Origin of the sequence: Bradyrhizobium sp. 179 (assembly GCF_023073535.1) — a bacterium.
GTDB lineage: Bacteria > Pseudomonadota > Alphaproteobacteria > Rhizobiales > Xanthobacteraceae > Bradyrhizobium.
In genome coordinates this window covers 141,813-160,686 of sequence record NZ_JADPJR010000136.1, presented here as the reverse complement: position 1 = coordinate 160,686, position 18,874 = coordinate 141,813, and the positions used below count along the sequence as shown (strand labels likewise).

18 protein-coding genes are annotated in these 18,874 nt (G+C 62.0%); 11 read left to right on the top strand and 7 right to left on the bottom strand.

Annotated features, from left to right (window positions below; all coding sequences use genetic code 11):
* The first annotated feature begins 32 nt into the window (after window positions 1-32).
* Together IVB12_RS31755 and IVB12_RS31750 are read left to right on the top strand one after the other, a co-directional pair.
* Entirely contained in the window at window positions 33-770 is a 738-nt protein-coding gene (locus tag IVB12_RS31755) for a metallophosphoesterase family protein (protein ID WP_247305293.1), read from the top strand.
* A 128-nt stretch (window positions 771-898) separates the two neighbouring features.
* Complete coding sequence (locus tag IVB12_RS31750) at window positions 899-1,492, top strand: hypothetical protein (protein ID WP_247305290.1); 594 nt, start codon at window positions 899-901, stop codon at window positions 1,490-1,492.
* 52 nt (window positions 1,493-1,544) lie between these two features.
* Here IVB12_RS31750 and IVB12_RS31745 read toward each other — a convergent pair whose 3' ends face one another.
* A complete protein-coding gene (locus IVB12_RS31745) occupies window positions 1,545-1,874 on the bottom strand; it encodes a hypothetical protein (RefSeq protein ID WP_247305288.1) in 330 nt (109 codons plus the stop codon).
* Window positions 1,875-3,514: 1,640 nt separating this feature from the next.
* Between IVB12_RS31745 and IVB12_RS31740 the strand changes: the two genes are divergently transcribed.
* A complete protein-coding gene (locus tag IVB12_RS31740) occupies window positions 3,515-4,603 on the top strand; it encodes a hypothetical protein (protein WP_247305285.1) in 1,089 nt (362 codons plus the stop codon).
* A 10-nt stretch (window positions 4,604-4,613) separates the two neighbouring features.
* Here the strand turns inward: IVB12_RS31740 and IVB12_RS31735 are convergent, their stop codons facing one another.
* The 3 genes from IVB12_RS31735 to IVB12_RS31725 form a co-directional block, all read right to left on the bottom strand.
* Window positions 4,614-4,892, bottom strand: a complete 279-nt coding sequence (locus tag IVB12_RS31735) for a hypothetical protein (RefSeq protein WP_247305282.1) — start codon at window positions 4,890-4,892, stop codon at window positions 4,614-4,616.
* Between the two features lie 303 nt (window positions 4,893-5,195).
* Window positions 5,196-5,612: a hypothetical protein gene (locus tag IVB12_RS31730; RefSeq protein ID WP_247305279.1), complete on the bottom strand. Its 417-nt coding sequence runs from the start codon at window positions 5,610-5,612 to the stop codon at window positions 5,196-5,198.
* A 40-nt stretch (window positions 5,613-5,652) separates the two neighbouring features.
* Window positions 5,653-5,790, bottom strand: a complete 138-nt coding sequence (locus IVB12_RS31725; RefSeq protein ID WP_247305274.1) for a hypothetical protein — start codon at window positions 5,788-5,790, stop codon at window positions 5,653-5,655.
* 1,177 nt (window positions 5,791-6,967) lie between these two features.
* Here IVB12_RS31725 and IVB12_RS31720 point away from each other — a divergent pair.
* From IVB12_RS31720 to IVB12_RS31710, 3 genes are all read left to right on the top strand, one after another.
* On the top strand, window positions 6,968-7,141 hold the full coding sequence (locus IVB12_RS31720; protein WP_247305272.1) for a hypothetical protein: 174 nt from the start codon (window positions 6,968-6,970) through the stop codon (window positions 7,139-7,141).
* 916 nt (window positions 7,142-8,057) lie between these two features.
* A complete protein-coding gene (locus IVB12_RS31715; RefSeq protein WP_247305269.1) occupies window positions 8,058-9,650 on the top strand; it encodes an EAL domain-containing protein in 1,593 nt (530 codons plus the stop codon).
* A 72-nt stretch (window positions 9,651-9,722) separates the two neighbouring features.
* Window positions 9,723-10,088 (top strand): VanZ family protein, encoded by a 366-nt coding sequence (locus IVB12_RS31710; RefSeq protein ID WP_247305267.1) that lies wholly within the window; start codon window positions 9,723-9,725, stop codon window positions 10,086-10,088.
* Window positions 10,089-10,139: 51 nt separating this feature from the next.
* On the opposite strand, the gene IVB12_RS31705 is transcribed toward IVB12_RS31710, so the two are convergent.
* The 3 genes from IVB12_RS31705 to IVB12_RS31695 form a co-directional block, all read right to left on the bottom strand.
* Window positions 10,140-10,586, bottom strand: coding sequence for a CHRD domain-containing protein (locus IVB12_RS31705; protein ID WP_247305265.1), 447 nt, complete (start codon window positions 10,584-10,586; stop codon window positions 10,140-10,142).
* Window positions 10,587-10,720: 134 nt separating this feature from the next.
* Window positions 10,721-11,005, bottom strand: coding sequence for a hypothetical protein (locus IVB12_RS31700; RefSeq protein ID WP_249817593.1), 285 nt, complete (start codon window positions 11,003-11,005; stop codon window positions 10,721-10,723).
* A 163-nt stretch (window positions 11,006-11,168) separates the two neighbouring features.
* On the bottom strand, window positions 11,169-11,612 hold the full coding sequence (locus tag IVB12_RS31695) for a hypothetical protein (RefSeq protein ID WP_247305262.1): 444 nt from the start codon (window positions 11,610-11,612) through the stop codon (window positions 11,169-11,171).
* A 332-nt stretch (window positions 11,613-11,944) separates the two neighbouring features.
* On the opposite strand from IVB12_RS31695, the gene IVB12_RS31690 reads away from it, so the two are divergent.
* The 5 genes from IVB12_RS31690 (at window position 11,945) to IVB12_RS31670 (ending at window position 18,869) form a co-directional block, all read left to right on the top strand.
* Window positions 11,945-12,613: a hypothetical protein gene (locus IVB12_RS31690; protein ID WP_247305260.1), complete on the top strand. Its 669-nt coding sequence runs from the start codon at window positions 11,945-11,947 to the stop codon at window positions 12,611-12,613.
* A 20-nt stretch (window positions 12,614-12,633) separates the two neighbouring features.
* Window positions 12,634-14,784 (top strand): adenylate/guanylate cyclase domain-containing protein, encoded by a 2,151-nt coding sequence (locus IVB12_RS31685; protein WP_247305259.1) that lies wholly within the window; start codon window positions 12,634-12,636, stop codon window positions 14,782-14,784.
* 344 nt (window positions 14,785-15,128) lie between these two features.
* Window positions 15,129-15,734 (top strand): NYN domain-containing protein, encoded by a 606-nt coding sequence (locus IVB12_RS31680; RefSeq protein WP_247305257.1) that lies wholly within the window; start codon window positions 15,129-15,131, stop codon window positions 15,732-15,734.
* Window positions 15,735-16,012: 278 nt separating this feature from the next.
* Window positions 16,013-17,317, top strand: coding sequence for a nicotinate phosphoribosyltransferase (gene pncB / locus IVB12_RS31675; RefSeq protein ID WP_247305255.1), 1,305 nt, complete (start codon window positions 16,013-16,015; stop codon window positions 17,315-17,317).
* Window positions 17,318-17,561: 244 nt separating this feature from the next.
* The gene (locus tag IVB12_RS31670; protein WP_247305253.1) at window positions 17,562-18,869 is read left to right on the top strand and encodes a GGDEF domain-containing protein; all 1,308 of its coding nucleotides are present in this window, start codon (window positions 17,562-17,564) and stop codon (window positions 18,867-18,869) included.
* The last annotated feature ends 5 nt before the right edge of the window (window positions 18,870-18,874 follow it).

Below are 18,874 nucleotides of genomic sequence, written 5' to 3'. Positions count from 1 at the left end.
CTCGTGGCGCTGGATGCGATTCGACCGACCTGATGGACCTTTCCTCACGCTTTCGAAAGAAGACCAAGCCTCGGCTTCCCGATGGTATTCGCGTCTATGCGATCGGCGATGTGCACGGCCGCGCCGATTTGCTTCAATCGCTGTTAACCGTCATCGATGCCGACCTTGCCCGCTCGGCCCCCCAACGCGCCATTCAGGTCTTTCTCGGCGACTATGTCGACCGTGGCCCGGACTCACAGCGCGTTCTTGATCTGTTGATCGCGCGCTCGAAATCTCACGAGACGGTTTGTCTGAAGGGCAATCACGAAGTCTTCCTGCTCGAGGTGCTCAAGGATCCCGCCCGCTTGCAGGAGTGGCGCCACTATGGCGGCCTCTTGACGCTGGTTTCCTACGGCATCACGCCGACCATGAATCCGTCCGCGGAGCAACAGGTCGAGCTGATCGAGCGACTGAAACGCGCGCTCCCGCCGGAGCACTTGTCCTTCCTCCAGCAATTGCCCTCGTCCTTCACCTGCGGCGACTTCTTTTTCGTCCATGCCGGGGTCAAGCCGGGCGTCGCGCTCGATCGTCAGAAGGACGAGGACCTGCTCTGGATCCGCGAGGAATTCCTGAACTGCGAAGACCGCTTCGGCAAATATATCGTCCACGGTCATACGCCGGTCGGCGCGCCCGATATCCGTCCTAACCGCATCAACATCGACACCGGCGCCTACGCGACCGGAAACTTGACGCTGCTAACGATCCAAGGCGATAGTCTGCTCGCAATTTAGGCTCTGGCTGGATCTCGGTCCCGTCGTTCGCTCGCCCTCACCGGCTCGTCAATTCCATCATGAACCGCATCATCCTGCTTCGCGTCGTCGGCATCTGCACCGCAACCGCGCTGGCGCTTCACGCCGGCATGGCGTTCTACGGCGATCTGATACGGCCGAACTTTCGCGCCAGCGATTTGTTCTCGGGCGAGATCTCGCCCGACAAGGCCAAGCTGGCGGCCGCCGGCGGCCTGGCATCTTTTTCATGGGATGGCGATCTGCTGGCGAATTATGCGGCAGCGATCGCCGCTCACGTTCTTCACCGTCCGTCAACCGAAGCGGGCGGACGGGCCAGCGAAAACAAGGCAGCTCAAGGCGCGGTCGTAGCCGCCTTGAAAGTCTCACCGATCAGGCCTGCGCTATGGCTCACGCTCGGCACGCTGCAGGCACAGGCTGGCGAGGCACTAACACCTGCAGTGAAAATGTCCTACTTGACTGGGTCGGTGCCGATCGACGTTGCCCTCTCTCGCGTCCAGATTGTCACGTCGAGCGCGGCCGCGACCGATGAAGAGATCAAGCTGCTGGCGCAATCCGACATCCGGTCGGCTCTGGCCAATCGCTCTCGTTACGAGCCACTGCTGATCGCGGCCTATGTGCAGGCAACGCCGCAAGGCAAGTCGCTGCTGCTGGAGACCACGAAAGTGACCGATCCCAAATTCAACGAAATTATGCGGCGATACTGAGCCTGTATGAGCTTCGTTGCCATCGCTTCTTGGGCTGCAGCGAGTTCTCAGCTCACCGATTTCGGGTTGACCGGCACAAAATCCTGATCGCGGCGCGGTTGGTCGGATCGGCCCTGTAGACGAACATGCCCTTCTTGGTCGCGACGATGTCGCCGCGTTGCAGGCTCTCGTCGCGCAAGAGACGTTCGGTCGCGACAAGGTCCGGATCTTCGGGAATCGGCTTGTAGAGCTCAGGATGCTCCCGCCGCTCGCGCGAGACCTCCTTTGCCCGGCGCCGTGCGTCCTCGATCCGCTGATGCCATTCATCGCGCGTGACTTCCGGCTCGCTTGGCGGAAGATAATCGTTGAGCGAGAGCTCCGGTTCGCTCTGGGCGACACACAACGAGGGGCTGGCGAAACCAAGACCGAGCGCACCGGCAACAATTATGACCGCCCGAGACGGCGCCCCAAACCATTTTCCCTCGTGATCACGCCGACCTGTTCGCAATTTGATGACTCCAGGCAGAACGATAAGGACGACCATTGGCCATTTCGCTATCTTCAGCTCTTCAGTCTGTACCTTCGCAGGTAGCAAGAAAGCCAGTTCGCGGGCAGACTTTCCACTTTAGTTCGCAGGGATTTCAGCACGTGGTTCGGGACGCCGGGCGGCAGGCCAGATCGAATACCCGCAACTCATCCATACTAGTATGAAGCGGACAGGTCGGAGAGATATCGCTTCGAGCGAGAGTCTCTTCTGTGGACTGCCTCAGACCGCATCGAGTGGCAAGAAACTCGAACTGGCAACACTCAACGCCTGCGCGAACTGCTTGAAGAGGTGACATTCTGCTCAAACAGCTCCGCAGCCGCGCATAGATCGAAGGAATCTATCATTTGATCGGCGGGCGCTCACCGGAACGTGCAAGAGCTGAGAACGAGACCGGAACTGGCCAATGCGTCGCTATGCCCGTCAATGCCGGTATCGCTGATTGGGCTTTAATGCCGCCTTTGTCTGCATTCGGCTTCTCGCTTCCCAACGGCCCCTGACTGCCGACGAGGACAACCTCTTACCCGGTCCGAGCGCCTGTGAGGCTTCCTCTTGGCCTTTTGGAAAGAGCTAAGGCTCTCTCCAACTGGACAACACAGCGCGAGCTTTCGGCTCGCCAGCCGAGCCGCCAACACAATTACCGCCTGCTCGACTCGCTGCCCCGAGTTCTGTTCCCGTAATAGGGCCGGGCAGAGCCGCTCGTCACGGGGGGCTCGATTCGGCTCGGAATATTTCGCGTCGCCGTGGAGGGCGACGGCTGCGGTGGGTTGACGATGATCACATTGCGATTGGGCGTCGAGGGATCGTTGACGCCCTGGGCCCAGGCGGCGGCCGGCACGACAAGCGCGAATATGATCAAGACTAAGCGTTTCATGTGCGACATCTCCCGAGCAGGAACGTCAGGGAGGCGAACACCGTTCCTTCACGGTTGCTTGCGTTGCCTTCACCGAGGCACGGCAATCAGCTTGCCATCCCTCCAGACGCCTTGGGCCGCCCTTCCGGCAGGAAGGCTCCCCGTCACATTTCGGACCGCGGTAGGCCGGGACGCGGCCGGGCTGGTTTGCGCCTTTTTGGTCGGCGTTGTGATGATGCTGGAACTGGTGGTGTTGGCCTGATCCTTCACGCCTTGCGCCAAAGCGGGCTGAACCAGAAGGGCTAAGAAACTGATTGCGGTCAAAATGCTGCGCATCATCAAACACCGGAAAGAGGAGCTGGGCGACATGTCACAGGTTTCTGCCCAAAAGCAAGCTATTCGAGATGGTCGCGACGGACCTTTGCAGGTCGGATCCATCGGAGCGAGCCACCGTAGCCGAAGAATCCGCGGTGAAAAGGCCTAGCGAAACAGCTGTATCCGGGTTAGTTGATCGGCCTTAATGACCGAGCCCGGTGACACTGCAGCCAACGCGCACGAGATCAAGGCTGGACTTGTCCGCCTGTTATCAGGGCGGATCCGCGAAATCTCCGACGACCCTCGGCAGATGCGGGATGTCGTTTACGAATTGGCCCGCATCAAGCTGCTGGAACAATTCACCCAGGCCGATGCGCGGGAAGCACGAGCGCTCCAACAGGTCCTCGAACGCGCCATCCGGGAGGTCGAACGGTCCTTTGACCAAAGCGAGCCGTCCTCACCGGCAAAGACTGCCGCCACCGTCGTGGCGAATTGTCCGTCGGCCAATGCCCCTGTTCCCCCGCCCATTCCGGCGCGGCCTGCTTTGGCTTCACCGGCCGCTCCGAAGGCCGCGGAAACGCCACGCGGACCTGCGGCACTGCCAAGATCGCTGGACCAACTCAAACGAAGCGGCGCCTTTAAATCTCTCGTTCGATTGACCGCCATCCTCCTGCTCATTGCCGGCGCTGGTGCCGGTGCCGCCTATTGGCTGCGTCTGAGGACACAAGTGACCGAATTGTCGCAGATGGCGCTGCCGTCCGTGCGCTCACCGAAAAGCTCGGAGCCTCAGCCGACCGCCATCCCGACTCCCGCGGTGGGCGAGACCGGTGAACGCCGGCCGGAAAGCCCAAAGGAGCCGGCGCAAGCTGCACAACCGTCGATGCCTTTGCCGACGACCTTCGGCGTCTACGCCTTGAGCGAGGGCCAGCTCCATGAGCTCAAGCCGGTGCCCGGAAAGATTCCGGACCGGCGCGTCGCGATCTCGGCAGCCATCAACACGCCGAGCGCGACCACATTGACGGACGGCGATGTCAAATTCATCGTGTTCAGGCCCGACGGGGGTGTCGATCCAAGCGGGACCGAAGTTCGGGTGGTCGCGAAAGTCTCCCGGGCGATGGGCGTCGATGCCACCGGGAAAGCCGCCATGATCAGCGCCGGCGATTCCTGGGTCATTCGTAGCATGTCCTACCCCTACAAGGTAGGCCCGGTCGAAGACCAGTCGAGAATGCTGTTGCTCCAACCAGAGCAGGACGGGTTTACGCTCGCCCCCGGCCGCTACGTCGTGGTGGTCAAGGGCATGGGCTACGACTTCACGGTGGCCGGAACGGTCACTGATCCCAATCAATGCGTCGAACGTATCAATGCAACGAACGGCGCGTTCTACTCGCCCTGTCCGCCGCCCCGACGCCAGCAGCCGTAGCCATCTGTTGTTATTTGGCCGGCTTGTTGTCCTTTGGCGCGTCCGGCGGCATGTCGTCGACCTTGCCGTTGTTGGCGACGCATTTTTGGAAGTATTCGCGCTTCTCCTTGGCCGTTCCCTTGGTGCTCCCCGCCGCGGGGTTGCCGATTTGTCTGGGCGGAAAGGCCTTGGCCAGCGCCGCATCGCATGCGCGCGCCACCTCGGCAGTGATGGCCGAAGCCGTCGCCGGCGCGGCCAGTGTCAAAGCACCTGCCAATCCAATCAACGTCCGCAAATTCTTGACCGGCACCTCTTCGCTCCTTCAATTCGTGGATGCTTGCCGGGACCATAGCAAAAAGGATCGCAGCACCAAACGGCAAAGCGGTGCCGAATTGTCACGCGGCCGTAGCCACGCGGCGCAGGGCTATGCATTTGAGAGTGTTTCCTGCGGCCATCCTTCGAGACGCCCGCTTTGGGCGGGCTTCTCAGGATGAGGAGGGAGCGCGCGGAAGCAGTTTCAAACGGGCGCCGACGCCGATTATCTGGTTCACCTCTGCCTACGGGAGAGGTGCCCTCCTCGGCTCGCACCGATCCAACCAAAGCTCATCTCGCTTTAGCTGTTGAGCTGCGGCGGTTTGAAATCCGGAAAGCGCGTGAGCATTGCGGCCTTGACGAACTTCAAGTGAGCAATGCTGCTTGCCAATTCCTTGAGCCGTCGCTGGCCATTCGAGATGTCGGCCGCGAAGAGATCCTGATGATAATTGTCGAGCGGCTCTCGCTCGAGATATTCATCGGTGCCATTTCCGAAGGTGACGGACGCACGCGCGAGGGCATCATCAACACGCCGGTTGAGGCCGGCCTGCTCCCGCTCCGCATCCTGCAATGCTGTTTCAATCGCCGCCAGGACGGCACCGATCCGCACGCGGTCGGTCTCGGCATCACGCTCGACAGAGCGCGCCTTAAAACCCTTGTCCTCGCGGCGGGAGCCGAGAAGATTGTGTGCGCGCGCTCTCAGGAACAGCTGAAACATTTGGGCCATCCCACATTCGAGATCAGGCGGCTACCATCGGTCAGACATAGTTAACAAAGCCTAAATCCTGCGCCCGCTCCGCCCGGCTTTGTTCGATCCATGCCCGCCAGGCTCGTTCGTGCCTGGAATAGAGATCAAGCCAGCGAAGTTCGGCCGCGGCGGCGGCTGCTTCGCTCACGTAAATCTCAGACGCAAATTGCAACGTATCGTTCGGTGAAAGATCAGCGCTTCGAACTCCGCAGTTTCCTGCAGCGAAAGGCCGATCAGGACACGACGCCCTTGTGCGTCGACGAAATACCTACGGGGCGCATTGCGCCTTTGATCAATCATCTCGAATGGCCCTCATTCATGATCCAAGGCCCTGGAAGATCTTTCAGCCGGCGATCAAAGCTACGAACAAACGCGACCAAAATGAGGACGCAAGTCGCGCCCAGCAACACAATCAAATACGCCATCTACGCCTACCCTGCGAGCCGCAAAAATCGAGATGACTAAACTCTCGCCACAAACTGATCCGCCTTAAGTTGCCTTTCCGAAGCGCTCAAGGATCGCGCCGCGTTAACCTAACTGCACATGGTTATTTGACGTTGCCACAACATCAACTCCAACCGAAACGTCGCGCCATGTTTTTGCCATCACGACGGACGCTCGCTTTGCCTGACTCTCATCGAGGCCGGCGTGTAGGGCGCATAGAGACGATATCGCGCTGATCGCTTGCGCGAGCGCCACGCCCGCACACCATAGCCGCAGCAAAAGCCAGCTGCAAAAATCGAAATCAAAGCCAGAACTGCAAGCATTTGGAATGTTCCCAGTTTTCGGAACGCTCCTCCCGGTCCATTTCAACGTGATGTCGTGACGACTTCAAGATCATCGGCGCTGAAACTTTTGTCAGACGAACATGAAGTTTGTGCAACGTGGTGCTTGGATTTTGGTCGTCGGCGAGAAAACCTAGGGCCGGGAGGATGACGAAATCTCTCATTGTTCAAGAGCGGATCCCGCCGGCGATGCTAACCCTGTTCACCTCGGCAAGCAGCCTGAGCCACGCGCACCGGTGGTCGAGCGTGTCTGTACTCTGCGTGATGACGTCGCTTCCGACAATTTTTTCGCACGCGGCTGCTGGCGATTGCAGACACTGACGAAACTTCCGTGGTTATACGGAGCGTCATGCACCAACTTCATCCCGGTAAGGTTGAGCAGTTAGCTTAATCCGCGTTGTTTGTTGCGAAGTCTCGCATTTGGCTTATCCATCTTCGCACCGGGCTCCCCCAAGCCCGGCCCCACCCAAGCAAAGCCGTCGAGCGAACGTGGGTCGCTTGGCGGCTTTGTCTTGTGTCGACGAGAGGATCATTTCGGTTATGGCGCGCAAGCCCTGGTCGTTCAAGGAAGACCGCCGGCTCATGGAGCTGGCCAAGTCGTCGGCTTCGCTGGAAGAGGCCGCGAAAGTTCTCGGGCGCTCGCCTGATGCGATCAAGCGCATGGCATTGCGCCTCGGTCTTTCATTGAAGTCGAAGGGGGGCAAGAAGTCCTAGCCGCGGAAGCGCGGCAGCGCTCGCCTTGCGCCTCGCAGCCGACCTCCCCGCGCTGCGGTGCGCGCGAACGACGTCGCGGGCGAGCCGAACAGGTGATCCCATCCTCGACAGCGCCGCAACACGCCTTCGACGTGGCCACAGCTTCATCCCGGCGGGCGGAACCAAACCAACGCTTGGGTGTTGATGCCAGACTTCACAGCGAGGCCTGGCGGTGCTCAACTTGGCCATTTCCGCGATGTTGATTTGGCTGGCGATCAATATCGCCTTCGTGGTGCTTCGGCTCCGGACCCCCCGCCATTCGGCCACGTCCCCCATCCACAGGCCCAGTTCACCCTATCCCGACGTGATTCCTCTGCGCCATCGCCCTCGGGCGGTGATCGGCGATAGAAGATCTCGCCCCAGGGGTCCGTTCGGCTCGTTCAACCTAAAGCGCGATGAGATCAGGACCAATCGTCATCGCGCTTAGGTTATCGTTTGAGCATGATCTTTTCGGAAAACCGCTTCGCACTTTTCCGGATCACGCCTTAGTTGTTGGTCTTCTTCTGGGAGCCCATCCCGGAGCTGGTCCCGTAATTGGGCGTCCCCGTTCCTTTGAACGCGCCACCCATGCTGTCCGAACCGGAATTCGTTCCAGTGCCGCTGCGGGTCGCCGAAGTGGGCTGCGTGCCCGCTGGCCGGTCTTTGGTTCCCTGTGCCGAAGCCGCAGAGCTCCCGACAATTAGCGCCAGGAGAAGGATGCTTAACGTCCTGATCATACTGCTCAACTTTCCATGCTCGTTTCTAGTGCTTGCGCCGCGAGACCATCGGCCAACCATCACCCGGGTAGGCCCCGCGCCGGTCCGCCCGTTAAACTCTATCTTAGCCCGCGCTGGCTAGGATCAATTCTCCAAGCCTCGCCTCATTTCGCCTGACCCTGATGAAACGACTGCGACCGAACCTTCCGTTTGCGGCGCTCGTGCTTGCGAGCACGATGGCGTTCGCCTTGTCCGGCCATTTCGCCGCGGACGCCGTCATTCGCCACCAGCAGGCGCATCAGCTGAACGAGTTGACCGAGGTCGTTCTGCGGCGCTCCGAATTGGCCGTCGATTTTGCTGCGGCCAGCCTAGACGAACTCCCAAAACGCAATCTCGCCAGCTGCGAGCCCGCGGCGTTGCAAGCCATCCGCCTCCACGTCTACCAGCGCTCGGCGATCAAGGACGTCCGCCTCGTCAAACCGGATGGCTCGGTGATCTGCTCGGCCTATTCCGAGACGCTCGAGTTCGACAAGGGATGGGCGGGTCGCCATGACATGCTGCCCTCGCGCGACAAGGCGCTGTCGCTGTTCCGCGTGGAGCAGTTCGGCGGCGACGCCTTGGGCGTGCTCAGGGACATCAATGACAGCTCCGCCCTTGTCGCCATTGTCGGCATCAATGCCAGCCTGTTCGACATCATGCCCGCCGAGCTGCGCGCGCACAGCGAGGTGACCCTCACCTTGAGCAATGGCGAGAAGCTCGGCGAATTCCTGCTCGATGCCGACAGGCCGCTGGTGAGACCAATCAGCTTCGAGAGGCATTCCACGCGCTTGCCGCTTGATGCCACGATCCGGCTCGAGCACGCGGTGCTCTCGAGCTGGAACAGCGAGGCTTATTGGCCGGCGCTCGCAGTCGCCCTTGGCCTTGGCACACTCTTCGGCATCCTGCTGGCACGCAGCCGCCGGATGGAAGGGCCGGTCGCCGATCTCGATCGCGGATTGGCGGCTGGCGAATTCAAGCCATACTACCAACCCATCTTCGAGCTCAGGGCGGGCCGGATCACAGGCTGCGAGGTTTTGGCGCGCTGGGTGCGCCGAGACGGCTCGGTCGTCCCGCCGATGAACTTCATTCCGCTCGCCGAATCCAGTGGACGCATCCAGGCGATGACTTGGCAGATCCTGAGATCGGCGCTGTCCGACCTGCAGCCAATGCTGAGGGCGGACAAGACCTTCAAGCTGTCCCTGAATGTCGTGCCCAAGCAGCTGCTGAGTGCCGGCTTCGTCGAAACGCTGCGTCGCACGGTCCTGACGGCCAGGGTCTCCGCGCGCCAAATCGTGGTCGAAGTCACCGAGCGCGACGAGCTCGACGATCTTGCGCGCGCCGCGGCGGTTGTCGCCGACCTGCGAGACCATGGCTTCCGCGTTGCCATCGACGACGTCTGCGTCGGCCATAGCGGACTGTCCCGATTGAAAGGCCTCGGCGCCGACACGATCAAGATCGACAAGTTCTTCGTGGACACGATCACCGTGGACGCGTCGACGACGACGATCGTGGAAATGCTGGTGGCGCTCGCGAGGGACCTCCATATGACCGTGGTCGCGGAAGGCATTGAGACGGAGGAGCAGCTCCGCGCGCTGGTCGCATCCGGCGTGGAAGAGGGCCAGGGCTATCTGGTGGCGCCTCCGCTTCCGTTCGCCAAGTTTAGTGAGCTCGTCGAGTGCCGGCGCGCGGCGCAATCAGGCGCGGCGGTGTCAGATGATACGGCTTTGGTGGCGTAACGGCGGCGCGAGCTTTTAACGATATTTTCTGCTTTCGAGCCAGACCGGCAACCGACCGGCTATGCTGGTGCCATGCGCAGAAACCATCTCATTGCAGCCGCGAGCATCTGCCTTGCCCTCATCGTCTACGCCACGCTGGCGAAGCTGGCAGGAAGACCCGCGCTCCTGGGGCATCACGAGGCGTACTGGGTCGTCGTGATCGAGCGCTTCAGTGCCTATGGGCTGCTCGGCTTCCTTCTTTCCTTCTTGCTGCCAGGACGGCTCGGTTTGGCTTGCTCGCTCGTCATCGCGGTCGCGATGGGGCTGGAGCTGATGCAAGCGTTGATACCCGATCGGGATCCGGGCTTTCTCGACGTGCTCCAGAAGGCGGCAGGAGGCACCGTCGGCGTCATGCTCGCCCAAATGATCCTGGCGTTCTTGCCCAGACCGCCGTCCTGAAGCAACCGGTATCGCTTCAGCAAGATCACCGTTCGGACGCACAACCGGTCCTTACTTCATCATCTGGCCGCGCAATTCACCGCCCGGGTTCGCGGCCGTATGGATGTTTGCGTACCATTTTCCGGCCAGTAGATCTGCCGCCTGCGCGTCGGTGAGCGTGGCACTGCCTTGGATTGGGCTTTGCACTGTCTTGAACGGCAAGACGATGCCGGCGTTCTTGCCGGCTTCGCCGGGGCCATGGAAATGCGCGCCCATTGCCGGTCCCGTAAGCCCGGCATAGGTGACGGTGTAAGTCAGAACTTTCGTTTCACTGTCGTAGCTGGCTTCTGCCTTGCCCGATCCGGTCGAGCTGTTCGGAGGCACTTCATTGCTTCCCTTGAGCTCGGCTTGCAGCTTCACGACTTCCGCGTTTGCCGTCCCGCTCGTCGCAATGACGCTTCCAATGAGCGCGAGCGTTCCCAACAGTGCCACCGACGCCCGACACCCGGCTTTGCTCATGCATCCCTCCTGCGGACTTCGCGACCCATCGGCAGTGAACACCGACGACAGCCGGAAATTCCGCCACAGAGCTTATGCTGATTCGGGACGAACGCGGGAATTAGCCTTCGGCGTAGGCCGGAACACGCGGAGGCTCAGGCCGCTCCACGCCTGTTGTGGAGCTGGGTGGGAGCCAGGAGTTCGGCCATCTGCCGATGGGTGTTGTGCAGCGCCTCAATGGCGCAATCCAGATCGAAATCCGCCTCACGAACGGCTGCAAAGAACTTGGCCGTCAGCGCCAGATCGAGTTTGACGCGCGTCGTCCCGTCGCGACTCTTGCGGCGATCGAGCGACAAATGGATGGCACGCTCCCTGGCCTCCATTGCGCCGCAGCCGCAAAGCGCACCGAGTTCGTCGTATGTCATCCAGATTTGAGGCATCTTCTTCCACCACACTTGATCGGCCGCGAGGCTAGTTCTCGCGTCTAAAGGCAGGGGTGCTGCAGCGCGGCCGCGGTGTGATTTCGAAACAATAGTGTCAATGCAATGCTAATGATCGCGGCGGGCACCCGTGGAGCTGCGCGGATGATGGTCGATTTGGCTTTCACCTAGGCGGGCCCGCCGTGAACGGATGCCGCGGCCGGGAACGGCTGTCGGGCCCCTTGGGCAGCTTGTCGGCATTGAGCTTCACGACCGCGCTCCTGACATCGGCAGCCGGGGCATCTTCCTGACTGTAGATCAGCGTAGCCTCGAATTTCACGTCAGGCGCTTGTTTCGCCGTTCCGGAGCAGGTTGCCATAGCGCCGCTGAAGACGCCGGAGAGATAGACTTCGACCTCGTCACGCCCGAACACGGTCGGCGGGCCGTCGGCATGCCGGCGCGTGGTCAGAACGGCCGTGAAACGCTGGTCGTCATCGAATTGATAGGAGCCGCCATAGGTGAAGAAGCTGTCACTGCCCGAAATCCGGCCCTGGGCCAGATGCACGATACCGGTGCCTTGCGCTTGTGCGGTTCTGAACCACGCCGCGTATTTGCCTTCTTTCAGCATGGGAACATCCGTCGTGATTTTCACCCGTATTTGCAACGAACCTGTGGGGCGCGACAATGGCTGGCGCGGCGCGCATTCCGCCACGGTTAACACGCTGCGAAGTCAATCATCAAAATTCTGCCGGCCGCGAGGCGAAGCCGGCAGCGACGTCAAAACAGTTCTATGCCGTCGTGCCCCTGCCTTGATACCCCGTCGCCGATTTGAACCTCTTCCTGATAAAGTGCACCAATATCAAAGAGTGATTCTGGTCACACTTGCCTGGGCGCCCCGCTGCTACGCATCGGACCGGGACGGGGACCGGTAGAGCATCGTCGAATTGGATGAGAATTCCCATGAAAAGCCTGATCGGCGCCCTTGTCGGCGCGTTCTGTATTGCGGCCCCCGCCCTGGCGGAGACACCCGCCGCGATTGTCGAGGATGTGCAAGGCAAGGTCGACGGCGTCGAGTTCATGGACTATGTGGCGCCGGGCAAGATCATCAAGCTCGGGCCCAAGACCAGCGTTACCCTCAGCTATCTGAAATCCTGCTTGCGCGAAACAATCAGCGAAGGCGTCGTCCTGGTCGGCACTGAACAGAGCACCGTACAGCTCGGCGACGTTCAGCGCGCCAAGGTGCCCTGCGATACCAAGGCGGCGCAGCTCTCCGAACGCGAGGCCAACCAGAGTGCCGCGACCACCTTCCGGACCGTGCGGTCCGATGCCAAGGGGGCTCCGTCCAAGCTGCCGACGATCTATGGCGTCGCGCCGCTGGTCCAGGCCAAGAGCGGCAGCACGCTCGTGATCGAGCGCACCGACGGCAAGGAACCCACGATCAGCGTGCCGCTCAAGAACGACGTCATGATCCGCGGCAAATTCTATGACTTTGCCAGGGCCGGAAAGTCACTGACCCCGGGCGGCAGCTATCTCGCCATTCTCGGCGCCAAGCGTTACGCCTTCCAAGTCGACGCCGGCGCGACGGCATCGCCTACCCCGGTTATCGGCCGCCTGCTGCGGCTCGAATAGACGGACCTAGCGAGGCCGCGATGCGGCGGATCGGCAGGCGGGACATCGTTGCGGCGATCCTGATTGCGCTCCTCGCGGGCGCGATCGTCATGTCTCCGCCGCTTCAGATGCTGCAAGGCCTGTCGCTCGACATCCTCACCGCGCTGCGCGGCAAGCTGATGGGTGAGCGCCGCGATCCTGCAATGTCGCCGGTCGTTGTAGTCGCGATCGATGCGGAAACCTACGACACGCCGCCCTTCAAGGGATCGCCGACGCAAACCTGGACGCGTGAGATTGGACGGGTGCTCGGCAGCATCACCGAGGGCGGCGCAAAGGTCATTGGCTTCGACGTCATCTTTCCGAGCTCGATCGAGCAGTCCGAGATTCCCTTCGGCGACGCGCCGCTCGGCACCCGCATGAGGGGTTTCGATCGGGATTATCTGATCGCCCTGCGGCAAATCTCCGACAGCGGCAAACTGGTGCTCGGCGAAATCCTGAACAACGAACACCCGGAAGTGCCCTATCGCGCACAGCAAGTGGCCGTGCGCAATACCATCCGCGCGCTCAACGTACACACTGATCCCGACGACGTGATCCGGCGCATGCCATTGAGCTTTGCCATCGAGGGCAAGCCTGTCCCCGCGATGGCGGTCGAGCTGGCTGCGCGTGCGCTTGGCGCAAAGCCTGAGATTGCGCCGTCCGGCGCGACCGAGTTGTCCGGCTATGCGATCCCGAGCGCGATGCCGAATACAATCACACTCAACTTTCGCGGGCTGGGACGCGACGTCCCGACCTTCTCCTTCGCCGACCTGCGCGCCTGCGTCGAGAAGGGCGATCGCGATTTCTTTCGCCGCGCCTTCGACGGCAAGGTCGTGCTGCTCGGCACGGTCCTGAATTTCGAGGACCGTAAGCTCACCTCGCTGCGCCTGTCTGGCGGATATGACGGCACGCCGGCGGCGCGATGCGCCCTGCCCGCGCCGGAGCGTGGCGCGCAACGCCCCCGCAGCGATGTCGCCGGCGTCTTCGTGCACGCCACCGTCGTTCGCAACTTGATCGAACGCGACGCCGTGACCGAGCTCGGCTTTCCCGCGCGGAGCATTCTCACGATCCTGTTCGCGCTCGTCATCGCTTGCGCCGCCTGTGTGCTTGCACCGAGCGGCGCCCTGATCGCCTGGCTCGCCCTCACCGCCGCTTACTCCGCCGTGGCCGTCGGTGCGTTCGTTCACGCCCTGGCACTGCCGCTGACCGAGCCTGCGCTCGCAAGCCTTGCCGCGCTCGCGATGATGATCGGCTACCGCTTCGTGCTGGCCGATCGCGACGAGCGCTTCCTGCGCAAGAGCTTTGCGTTCTATCTCGCGCCTGAAGTGATCGACACCATGGTTACATCCGGCAAGATGCCGGCGCTCGGCGGCGAGATGCGCAACGTCACCATGTTCTTCTCCGACCTCAGCGGCTTCTCCTCGATCGCGGAGACGATGACACCTGGCGAGCTTGTGACCCTGATGAACGAATATCTGTCCGCCATGACCGACATCATCGAGGCCCATCGCGGGTACGTCGACAAATATATCGGCGATTCCATCGTCGCCATGTTCGGCGCCCCGGCCGACGACGTTGCACATGCGCGCAATGCGGTGCGTGCCGCGCTGAAATGCCACCAGAAGCTCGCAGAGCTCAACGCCAACAATGCCGCCTTTGCGGGCCACGGCCTGTCGCATCGTATCGGCCTCAACAGCGGCGAAGCCGTGGTCGGCAACATCGGCTCGCGCCGCCGCTTCAACTACACCGTGATGAGCGACACGGTGAACGTTGCCTCGCGGCTCGAGGGCGCCAACAAATATTACGGCACCGCGATCATGGCCTCCGAAACCACGATGGCGCAGACCGGTGACACCTTCGCCTGGCGCGAGCTCGATGCGATCAGGGTGTTGGGACGCGGCGAGGCGGTCAGGGTGTTCGAGCCGCTGGCGGAGAGAGGCGCGGCGAGCGCCGAGCAGGCGAAGGTGGCCGCAGCGTATGCGGAAGGCTTGGCCTGCTGGCGGGCCAGGGATTTTGTGAAGGCGGCCGAAGCGTTCGAGAGCGCGGCGAAGATCGATCCCTCGTCGGCGCTATTCGCCAAACGCGCCAGAATGCTGATCGCGAATCCGCCCGCGTCTGATTGGACACCGGTCAACATGCTCGAGGGGAAGTAGCAGTTGATCGCTCCCCTCCAGGGCAGGGTAAACGCGTGCCACCCTAAACCGGCAGCTCCGGCAGGCGCGCATCGGGAGGAAGTCTGACGACCTCGGCCTTTGTTGGCCGGCACGCCACTTACCTTCGTATATGGTGTCCTATCCTTTGGATAGAGGCCGTTTACCTCAGTACAATTGAGCACGGAATGCGCGCGCTCTAGCGTGACTGCATTCGGCGCCCTGGCGCTGGTGGCATGAAACCTCCCTGACCTTCGCGCAAGACGGCCACCCCTGTCCGGTCGTCTGCGCCGCTTTTTTCAGCAAGCCATCGCCAGCTTTTTTTCGAAACTGGAGATTTGTGCACAATGTCTTCCCTTGAGAAGATCGCACTCTTTATCGATGGCTCCAATCTCTATGCCACCTCCAAAGCGCTCGGCTTCGACATCGATTTCAGGCGGTTGCTCAGCGAGTTTCGAAGCCGAGGTGCACTGTTGCGCGCCTTCTACTACACGACCGTCATCGAGGATCAGGAGTTTTCCTCAATCCGCCCGTTGATCGATTGGCTCGATTATAACGGATACACCGTCATCACCAAGCTCGCCAAGGAGTTCGTCGACGCCACCACCGGCCGCCGCAAGGTGAAGGGCTGCATGGATGTCGATCTCGCCGTGAGTGCGATGGAGCTCGCCGAACACGTCGATCAGATCGTGTTGTTCTCGGGCGATGGGGACTTTCGTTCGCTCGTGCAAGCCCTGCAACGCGGCGGTGTCCGCGTGACGGTGGTCTCCACGCTCTCCACTCAGCCGCCCATGATCGCCGACGACCTGCGCCGACAGGCGGACGTATTCCTCGATTTGGCAGACCTGAAACCAAAAGTGGGGCGCGATCCCGCCGACCGGCCCCGCGAGCTTCGGCAGCCACCGCAATTCCTCGCACGCGGATCGATCGATCGGGGCGACCGGGTGGAATGATCCTGGGACGGCCGCCGGCACCGTCGAGCACCCTGCTTTCCAGCGTCGTGCGTTCGCCCTTGGTGCTCGGCGTCACCAGGACCTCCGAAAAGTTCTCCTGAAGATGTCGAAGCCGGCCATCGCGCGCGCGCGAAGGTTGGCCGAGCTGCCGATGTTCATGGCGAGCCAGCGCGAGACTGTCGCGGCGAGGGCTGCCGCTTGAGCCGGCCCCCCTTACGAAAACCTGATTCCCGCCAAACCCACTGGTTGCGCGAGGGGAGCCACGCTAAAATCGCCCCATGACAGTGACCGACATTGCGAGCCGAACCTACAATCACAGCTGGCGGCTGGATCCCATCATCCGCAGCCTGCTCGATACCGATTTCTACAAGCTGTTGATGTTACAGATGATTCGGGAGGATTACCCGAATCAGCAAGTGACCTTCTCGGTCATCAACCGCTCGCGCCATGTGCGTCTCGCCGAGATCATCGACGTGGGCGAGCTGCGCGCCCAGCTCGACCATGCCCGCACAATCCGCTTCACCAAGAAGGAGCTGATCTGGCTTGCCGGTAACACCTTCTACGGCAAGACCCACATGTTCTCGGCGGACTTCATCCGCTGGCTGGCCGAATTCCGCCTGCCCGAATACGAGCTGCGCAAGGTCGAGGGCCAGTACGAGCTGCATTTCCACGGGCCCTGGACCCACACAACGATGTGGGAGATTCCGGCACTCGCCATCCTCAACGAGCTGCGCTCGCGCGCAGCGATGAAGGGCCGCGGCCGCTTCGAGCTCGACGTGCTCTACGCCCGCGCCAAGGCCAAGCTGTGGACCAAGGTGGAGCGGCTGCGCAAGCTGGAAAACCTCCGCCTGTCCGACTTCGGCACCCGCCGCCGTCACGGCTTTCTCTGGCAGCGCTGGTGTGTAGAGGCGGTGAAGGAAGGCCTCGGCTCGTCCTTCATCGGCACCTCCAACGTGCTACTCGCGATGGACAACGATCTCGAAGCCATCGGCACCAACGCGCATGAGCTGCCGATGGTCGCGGCCGCGCTCGCCAGGGACGACGAGGAATTGCGCTGGGCGCCCTATCGCATCCTCGACCAGTGGCGCCAGACCTATGGCGGCAACCTTCTGATCGCGCTGCCCGACGCCTTCGGCACGAAAGCTTTCCTGCGCGATGCGCCGGAATGGGTCGCCGACTGGACCGGCTTCCGCCCCGACAGCGCGCCGCCGATCCAGGCCGGCGAGGAGATCATCGCCTGGTGGAAGAAGATGGGCCGCAATCCCAAGGACAAGCTGCTCGTCTTCTCCGACGCGATGGATGTCGGCTCGATCGAGGAGACCTATCACCACTTCGCTGGCCGTGTGCGGCTCTCGTTCGGCTGGGGCACTAACCTCACCAACGACTTCGTCGGCTGCACGCCGGACGGCTCGTTCAATCTCGATCCGATCTCGCTGGTCTGCAAGGTTTCGTCCGTCGACGGACATCCGGCCGTCAAGCTCTCCGACAATCCGGAGAAAGCGACCGGCCTGCCCTCGGAGATCGAGCGTTACCTGCGCGTGTTCGGCGATGCCGGACGCGTGCGCAAGCCGGTGCTGGTCTAGCAGCGGGCCAGGTTTCTTTCGATCCGGTAAACCGCGCACGATGAATACGAGGCTTTGGTTCGCCGATGCCGCGCCAGTTCCGATTGACCAGTATTTGACGCGATCTGCGCGCATCCACTTCACAGCACCTTCACCCTGGGTGCAGTCGCTCGCGTTTTCAGGTCGAGTTAAGCAACATTCTGCTCTAGTTCGCGTTGCAGGCCAACGCTCCGCTGGGATCGTTGATCGATTTGGGGAACGCAGGGTGTTTCGTAGAACAGCGACGTCGAGGAAGGGACACAATCTCCTTCACGTCATCAAGCTCGTCTCGCCTTTCGTTATGGTCGTCGTGCTCCAGGCGGCAATCGCAGGATTCAGCCTCGAGGTGATGTCCTCGGTCCGCGCCTATGTCGCCGGCGAAGCGTTGTGGTCGCGCTCGCAGAAGAACGCTGTTTACTTCCTCAATCGCTATCTGCATTCGGGCGAGGCCAGCCAGTTCGCGCAATATCGGGCCGCGCTCGCCGTTCCCATTGGCGACCAATTCGCGCGCTGGGCGCTCGAACGCGACCCGGTCGACGTCGAGGTCGCCCGCATCGGCTTCCTGCAAGGCGGCAATCATCCCGATGACGTTCCGGGACTGATCTGGCTGTATCGCTACTTCAACCGTGTCAGTTTCCTCCAGGAAGCGATCCGGGAGTGGGCTGCCACCGATCCCATGCTGCTGGAGCTCAGCGTGTTCGGCGAGGTCATCCGGTCCGAGTTGGAGAACGGCCCCATTCACAACGACGGTCGCCTGCAATTCCTGTCGTCGCGGCTCTCGGAGCTCAATACCCAATTCACGCTGCATGCCAAGCGGTTCTCCACTGTCCTCGGTGAAGGCTCTCGTGCCATCAAGGTGACGCTGACGTGCATCAACATCGTCACCGCCGCGACGCTGATCCTGCTCCTGATCTGGCATACGCGGCGGCTGGTGCTGCAACGACAGGCGTTCGAGGAGGCCTTGCACGCCGAGAAAGAGCGCCTGGCCTGGCAGGCGTCGCACGACTGGCTGACCGGCCTGTCCAACCGCCGCGCCTTCGAGGCGAGCCTGCAGAGCGAGTTGGACAATGCCGCCGCGGGTCCGCTGGGACTGATTCTGCTCGACCTCGACCAGTTCAAGAGTGTCAACGATACCTGCGGCCACCTCGCCGGCGACCGCCTGCTCTGCCAGGTCTCGCGCCTCCTGCAACAGGACCGGCATGCGCGTGATCTGGTGGCCCGGCTCGGCGGTGACGAATTCGGCCTGATCCTGCCGCGGTGCCCGCCCCCGAATGCCGTCGATATCGCCGAACGGCTGCGCCGATTGTTCGAGCTGTTCAATTTCGCCTGGGACGACCGTTGCTTTGCGGTGACCGCCAGCATCGGCGTCGCCTGCATCACCGACCGCAACACTACGCTCGAGGATGCGATGCGGCGCGCGGATGCCGCCTGCTACCGTGCCAAAGAGAAGGGACGCAACCGGGTTCAGGTCGACGGCGTAAGGCCGGATGTCCTCGCCGCGGCAGCCCGGCCGCGCGAAGCGGCGCGCGCTTGACGCTG

Coding starts and splice junctions, on each gene's coding strand:
- IVB12_RS31755 (WP_247305293.1), top strand. CDS start 33: ATGGACCTTTCCTCACGCTTTCGAAAGAAGACCAAGCCTCGGCTTCCC.
- IVB12_RS31750 (WP_247305290.1), top strand. CDS start 899: ATGGCGTTCTACGGCGATCTGATACGGCCGAACTTTCGCGCCAGCGAT.
- IVB12_RS31730 (WP_247305279.1), bottom strand. CDS start 5,612: ATGTTTCAGCTGTTCCTGAGAGCGCGCGCACACAATCTTCTCGGCTCC.
- IVB12_RS31720 (WP_247305272.1), top strand. CDS start 6,968: ATGGCGCGCAAGCCCTGGTCGTTCAAGGAAGACCGCCGGCTCATGGAG.
- IVB12_RS31715 (WP_247305269.1), top strand. CDS start 8,058: ATGAAACGACTGCGACCGAACCTTCCGTTTGCGGCGCTCGTGCTTGCG.
- IVB12_RS31710 (WP_247305267.1), top strand. CDS start 9,723: ATGCGCAGAAACCATCTCATTGCAGCCGCGAGCATCTGCCTTGCCCTC.
- IVB12_RS31705 (WP_247305265.1), bottom strand. CDS start 10,586: ATGAGCAAAGCCGGGTGTCGGGCGTCGGTGGCACTGTTGGGAACGCTC.
- IVB12_RS31700 (WP_249817593.1), bottom strand. CDS start 11,005: ATGCCTCAAATCTGGATGACATACGACGAACTCGGTGCGCTTTGCGGC.
- IVB12_RS31695 (WP_247305262.1), bottom strand. CDS start 11,612: ATGCTGAAAGAAGGCAAATACGCGGCGTGGTTCAGAACCGCACAAGCG.
- IVB12_RS31690 (WP_247305260.1), top strand. CDS start 11,945: ATGAAAAGCCTGATCGGCGCCCTTGTCGGCGCGTTCTGTATTGCGGCC.
- IVB12_RS31685 (WP_247305259.1), top strand. CDS start 12,634: ATGCGGCGGATCGGCAGGCGGGACATCGTTGCGGCGATCCTGATTGCG.
- IVB12_RS31680 (WP_247305257.1), top strand. CDS start 15,129: ATGTCTTCCCTTGAGAAGATCGCACTCTTTATCGATGGCTCCAATCTC.
- pncB (WP_247305255.1), top strand. CDS start 16,013: ATGACAGTGACCGACATTGCGAGCCGAACCTACAATCACAGCTGGCGG.